This window comes from Eudoraea sp., assembly GCF_049665975.1.
GTDB lineage: Bacteria > Bacteroidota > Bacteroidia > Flavobacteriales > Flavobacteriaceae > Eudoraea.
In genome coordinates this window covers 1-3,196 of record NZ_JBATGR010000220.1, presented here as the reverse complement: position 1 = coordinate 3,196, position 3,196 = coordinate 1, and the positions used below count along the sequence as shown (strand labels likewise).

3 protein-coding genes are annotated in these 3,196 nt (G+C 39.0%); all 3 read left to right on the top strand.

Annotation, left to right across the window (positions count from 1 at the left end):
• Window positions 1-578, top strand: a 578-nt coding sequence (locus WBN20_RS08405) for a RagB/SusD family nutrient uptake outer membrane protein (RefSeq protein WP_424281356.1), incomplete at its 5' end; no start/stop codon positions are given.
• Window positions 579-699: 121 nt separating this feature from the next.
• Complete coding sequence (locus tag WBN20_RS08400) at window positions 700-2,184, top strand: xylulokinase (protein WP_424281355.1); 1,485 nt, start codon at window positions 700-702, stop codon at window positions 2,182-2,184.
• Between the two features lies 1 nt (window position 2,185).
• Window positions 2,186-3,196, top strand: a 1,011-nt coding sequence (gene xylA / locus WBN20_RS08395) for a xylose isomerase (RefSeq protein WP_424281354.1), incomplete at its 3' end; no start/stop codon positions are given.

The following is a 3,196-nucleotide window of genomic DNA, read 5'->3' as shown; positions in this document are numbered from 1 at the left end:
GTACTGTTGATGATAATAATGATGGTATTGCAGACGGTACTCATATTGGTTTTGGTTTCCTTAAAGGACAACAATATGGCCCTGACGGTACTCCTCTCACAGATAGAGGTGGTGCGCCTTTAAACTTCTCAAGAGAATTTGTAAGCGCAGTTGATGGGCAACCAAACCTTCTTGATAATGATGAAGTAACAGGTATAAGGGTGCTTAAGTACGGCCCGCGACATGGCGGTTTCACTTCACATGAAATCTTCTTCAGATATTCGGATGCACATTTAATGAAGGCAGAAGCTATGCTTAGAAGCAGTGGTGATGCAACAGCAATGGTTAACGAATTACGTGTTTTACGTGGTGCAACGCCATTAGGTAGTGTATCAGAACAAAATTTGATCGATGAAAGAGGTAGAGAACTATACATAGAGTTTTGGAGACGTAATGATTTAATAAGATTTGGTCAATACACCCGCGATTGGGAATTTAAAGATCCTGCCGCTGTTGGGAATTCAGATCGTGAATTATTCCCTATTCCTGCTACTCAGATTATTCTTAATCCTAATCTTGTTCAGAATCCGGGATACTAAGAAGTTCTTTAAGTTTATTTTTTAAAAAACCCTGATCTATATGATCAGGGTTTTTTATTTTTAATGACTTGCCATATAACCCTAAAAACAATATCTTAAGCTGTCAAAAATCAATCAAAAAATGTACACTTTAGGCTACGATCTTGGAAGTTCTTCAATAAAAGTAGCTTTAGTGGAGATAGCTTCAGGTAAAAGCCTGGCTGTAATAAGTGAACCTAAAAAGGAAATGGATATGCTCGCTCCCAACAAAGGTTGGGCAGAACAGAATCCTGATGATTGGTGGACTCATATATGCAAAGCCACAAAACAATTACTAAAGGAAACCAATATTCAACCCAATGAGATAAAAGGTGTTGGCATTTCTTATCAAATGCACGGACTTGTCATTGTTAATGAAGGTGGTATTCCTCTTCGAAATTCAATTATCTGGTGCGATGGCAGAGCGGTTGATATAGGTAAGAAAGCATTTGATGAACTAGGTCACGATATCTGTTCACATAAACTTTTAAATTCCCCGGCAAACTTTACAGCATCTAAACTAAAATGGGTGAAGGAAAATGAACCCGAACTTTATAAAAACAGTTTTAAGGCCATGCTTCCCGGCGATTATATAGCTTACAAATTAAGTGGAAAAATAAATACTACTATTTCTGGTCTTTCGGAAGGTATCTTTTGGGATTTTGAAGAGGAGCAAATTGCCAGTTGGCTTTTAGATTATTATGGTATAGCTGAAGACCTTATCCCTGAAATTGTAGACACCTTTTCAGACCAGGGTCATATCACCTCCAAAGGAGCCATGGAAACCGGTCTCAAAGAAGGAACTCCTATTCTTTACCGCGCTGGTGATCAGCCTAATAACGCCCTCTCATTAAATGTATTTAATCCTGGTGAAGTAGCGGCCACCGGTGGTACATCGGGAGTGGTTTATGCTATCACAGACAACTTGTCTGTGAAAGAAAGTTCTCGTGTCAATAATTTTGCACATGTTAACTATGCAACCAACAACAGACGCATAGGAAAATTATTATGTATCAATGGGGCAGGAATTATGTACAGATGGTTATTAAATAACTTAGAAGTTGCGTCCTACCAGGAAATGAATGAGCTAGCCGCCCAGGTACCCATTGGCGCAAAAGGAGTTATTATTTTACCTTTCGGAAATGGCCCGGAACGCATGTTAGAGAACAAAGATTTAGGGGTTCAAATCAAGAATGTAAACCTAAATATCCATACGAAAGCTCATCTTTGTAGAGCTGCTCTTGAAGGGATTGCTTTTTCTTTTGTTTATGGAATTGAAATACTTAAAACAGATGGTATAAAAGCAAAGGTAATCAGGGCAGGTAACGATAATTTATTCAGGTCTCCCATTTTTTCCACTACCATAGCTACATTAATCGAACAGGATATTGAAATATATAATACCACCGGCGCCATAGGTGCAGCCAGGGCATGTCAGTTGTTCGATGGCAATTATACGGCATTCGGAAAACAAATAATGGATAACGACTATATTATGAGTTATTCCCCCTCCTTTGAAAAAAAGGAATATAAAATGGCTTACGAACTCTGGAAAAAAGAACTGGAAATAACATTAAAAAACAATTAATATGGCACTTATTGGAAATAAGGAATTTTATAAGGGAATAGGCGAAATTCCGTTTGAAGGCAAAGAATCTGATAACCCTCTGGCTTTTAAATACTATAATCCCGATCAGCTTGTGGCAGGTAAAACCATGCGAGACCATTTAAGATTTGCCGTGGCTTACTGGCATACCTTTTGTGGCGTAGGGGCCGATCCTTTTGGACCTGGGACACAAAATTTTCCATGGGATAATTTTAGTGATCCTATAGATGCTGCAAAAGCCAAGGCCGATGCTGCCTTCGAGTTTATTACAAAAATGGGGTTTGATTATTTTTGCTTCCATGATTTTGATCTGGTAAGAGAAGGAGGTTCATTTTCAGAATCTGAAAAGAGACTTTCAGCCATTGTCGATTATATTAAGGAGAAAAAAGCAGCTTCGGGAGTAAAACTTTTATGGGGTACAGCCAATTGCTTTTCAAATCCCAGATATATGAATGGCGCCGCTACTAATCCCGATTTTAAGGTGTTAGCAAGAGCCGGTGGCCAGATAAAATTAGCTCTGGATGCCACCATGGCTCTGGATGGTGAAAATTACGTTTTTTGGGGAGGACGAGAAGGTTATATGTCTTTGTTAAATACTGATATGAAACGCGAATTGGACCATATGGGCCGTTTTTTAGCAACAGCACGAGATTATGCCAGAAAACAAGGTTTTAAGGGAACTTTCTTTATAGAACCCAAACCTATGGAACCTATGAAGCATCAGTATGATTTTGACGCTGCCACTGTAGTTGGATTTCTCCATCAGTACGGCTTACAAGACGATTTCAAACTTAATCTGGAAGTAAATCATGCCACTTTGGCTAATCACACTATGCAACACGAAATGGAAATTGCCGCTGCCCATGGAATGCTTGGAAGTATCGACGCAAATCGGGGTGATTATCAGAATGGTTGGGACACAGATCAATTCCCTAATAATATTACTGAAGTTACAGAAGCCATGCTAACATTTCTGAAAGCAGGAGGATTGCAA